We start from the raw sequence: 3178 nt of genomic DNA, 5'->3' as shown, positions 1-3178 counted from the left end.
GGTCAAAGCTGCTTCCCACAATGTAACAGCGTTCGTTGCCGGCGATCAGCCGGGCGGTAACAATCGCGCCGGAGGGGCGTTCTATGAAAATTGGAGCACTAAGGGAAATTGCAGGGCAGGAAGCGCGTGTGGCGCTGACGCCAGAAAGCGCCCTACAGCTGCAGAAGCTCGGATACGAGTGCATCGTCGAAACGGGAGCAGGACGGCAGGCCGGGTTCTCTGACCAAGCCTATGGCGACGCTGGGGTTTTCGTCGTCGAAGACGCGGCAGCCGTGTATTCTTCATCGGATGTCGTCATCAAGGTTCGGCCGCCGGAACCCGGCGAGATCGACAAACTGGCAGCTGGAAAAACGCTGATCTCGTTTTTCTATCCAGCCCAGAACGCGAGCTTGCTGGAGAAGGCAAAACACACCGGGCTCAATGTCATTGCGATGGACATGGTGCCGCGCATTTCCAGGGCGCAGAAAATGGACGCATTGTCGTCCATGGCGAATATCGCAGGGTATCGCGCGGTAATCGAGGCCGGCAACAATTTCGGGCGCTTTTTCACCGGACAGGTAACCGCCGCAGGCAAGGTTCCTCCCGCCAAAGTTCTCATCATTGGCGCTGGTGTCRCAGGACTAGCCGCAATCGGTACAGCTACATCGCTTGGTGCGATCACATATGCATTCGACGTGCGTCCAGAAGTCGCCGAGCAGATCGAATCGATGGGGGCTGAGTTTGTCTTTCTGGATTTTGAGGACCAGCAAGATGGCGCCGAAAGCGGTGGCTACGCAGCGCCTTCATCACCCCAGTTCCGAGAGACACAACTGGCAAAGTTCCGGGAGTTGGCCCCGGAAATTGATATCGTCATCGCCACGGCCCTCATTCCRGGCCGCGATGCACCGAAGCTCTGGCTTGCGGACATGGTGTCGGCGATGAAGCCAGGCTCGGTGATTGTGGATTTGGCTGCCGAGCGCGGCGGAAACTGTGAGCTAACGGCGGTCGACCAACGGATCGTCTCCGACAATGGTGTCATCATCATCGGCTACACCGACTTTCCAAGCCGCATGGCCGCACAGGCTTCGACGCTGTATTCGAATAATATTCGCCATATGATCTCAGACCTCACGCCACACAAAAACGGGCAGATCATCCATGACATGGAGGATGACGTCATCCGTGGCGCGACGGTTTCCTACCGGGGTGAGGTAACCTTCCCACCGCCGCCGCCAAAGATAAAGGCGATCGCCCCTCAAAAACCCAAAGACAAGACCAAGGAGCTAACACCTGCAGAGAAGCGCGCAAAGGAGGTCGCCGCCTTCAAGGCGCAGACGAAAAGCCAAGGCTTTCTTCTCGCTGGTGGAACGGCCGCTTTGTTGCTGGTCGGGGCTTTTGCGCCTGCAAGCTTTATGAGCCATTTCGTTGTGTTCGTGCTGTCATGCTTCGTTGGTTTCCAGGTGATCTGGAATGTCTCGCACTCGCTGCATACGCCGCTGATGGCGGTCACCAATGCCGTTTCGGGAATCGTCATCTTGGGCGCGTTGCTGCAGATCGGTTCCGAAAGCTGGTTGGTGGTGACGCTGTCTGCCGTTTCGGTGCTTATTGCAACGATCAACATTGTCGGCGGCTTCCTGGTGACACGGCGCATGCTCGCCATGTTCCAGAAGTCTTGATCGGGGGGAATTATCATGACGATCGGGATCGTTTCAGCAGCCTACATCGCTGCGGCTGTGCTCTTTATTCTTTCACTCGGCGGGCTTTCGGGACAGGAGAGCGCCAAACGTGCTGTCTGGTATGGCATTGTCGGAATGGCCCTGGCTGTGATTGCAACCGTATTTGGCCCGGGCGTCGGCAGTTGGTTTATCATTGCGTTCATGGTGGCAGGCGGCGCTCTCTTAGGGCACTTCGTTGCGAGCCGTGTGCAAATGACCGAAATGCCCCAACTCGTGGCAGCCCTTCACTCGTTTGTTGGCCTGGCCGCCGTATTCATCGGTTTCAACGCCCACCTCGAGGCTTTGCGGATTGCCGGCATGGACGAGGCGACGCGGGCCGCACTGGACGGATTTCCTGGCATCCTGGCCCATAAAACACCTGTTGAGCTGTCGATCATGAAGGTCGAGGTTTTTCTTGGCATTTTCATCGGCGCTGTAACGTTCACAGGTTCCGTCATCGCGTTCGGCAAGCTTGCCGGCAAGGTCGACGGCAAAGCCAAAAAGCTAGCTGGCGGCCATTTTCTCAATGCCGGAGCGGCGATCCTGTGCCTAATGATGCTGCTAATGTATGTCGACGGTCAGGGCGCCTGGACGCTGATCTTGATGACTGGCGTCGCATTTTTTATCGGTTACCACCTTATCATGGGCATTGGCGGCGCAGACATGCCTGTCGTTGTTTCGATGCTGAACAGCTACTCCGGCTGGGCGGCGGCCGCAATTGGGTTCACGCTCGGAAATGATCTGCTGATTGTCACCGGGGCACTGGTCGGCTCTTCTGGCGCAATTCTGTCGTATATTATGTGCAAGGCTATGAACCGGTCCTTCATATCGGTCATCCTTGGCGGTTTCGGCGGTGTCACAGGGCCCACCATGGAGATTGTCGGCGAGCAGGTGGCGATCGATGCTGATGGTGTCGCAGCGGCCCTGAACGAGGCTGATAGCGTCATCATCGTTCCAGGCTATGGAATGGCGGTCGCGCAAGCGCAACAGTCGGTCTCGGAACTCACTCGAAAGCTTCGTGCAGCCGGGAAAACGGTTCGCTTTGCCATTCATCCGGTTGCGGGCCGCCTTCCTGGACATATGAATGTCTTGCTAGCTGAGGCGAAGGTACCCTACGATATCGTTCTTGAGATGGATGAGATCAACGCGGATTTCTCGAGTACGGACGTCGTTATCGTCATCGGTTCCAATGACATCGTCAATCCTGCAGCTCTGGAAGATCCCAACTCACCGATTGCCGGAATGCCCGTGCTGGAGGTTTGGAGGGCCAAGCACGTCCTGGTATCCAAGCGCGGTCAGGGAACTGGATATTCCGGGATCGAGAACCCGCTTTTCTACAAGGAAAACACGCGGATGTTTTACGGCGATGCCAAGAAGTCACTCGATAGCGTCATACCGCTGATGGCCTAATCAAACGACGCGCGCAAAACTTCTTGGGAGTTTCAGCCGCGAGCCTTATTCCGTCCTGTCGGTATGCATGATAG

2 protein-coding genes are annotated in these 3178 nt (G+C 56.7%); both read left to right on the top strand.

Going from position 1 to position 3178, the window contains the following annotated elements; all coding sequences use genetic code 11:
• Positions 1–83 precede the first annotated feature (83 nt).
• A complete protein-coding gene (locus tag AC1D1Z_RS35635) occupies positions 84–1655 on the top strand; it encodes a Re/Si-specific NAD(P)(+) transhydrogenase subunit alpha (RefSeq protein ID WP_477853499.1) in 1572 nt (523 codons plus the stop codon).
• A 15-nt stretch (positions 1656–1670) separates the two neighbouring features.
• Positions 1671–3104, top strand: a complete 1434-nt coding sequence (locus AC1D1Z_RS35630; protein WP_018517150.1) for an NAD(P)(+) transhydrogenase (Re/Si-specific) subunit beta — start codon at positions 1671–1673, stop codon at positions 3102–3104.
• Positions 3105–3178: the final 74 nt, after the last annotated feature.

The organism is Rhizobium sp. P1_E1 (assembly GCF_056406015.1).
Note: the sequence above shows the minus strand (reverse complement) of the source record. Positions and strands in the feature narration are given on the sequence as shown.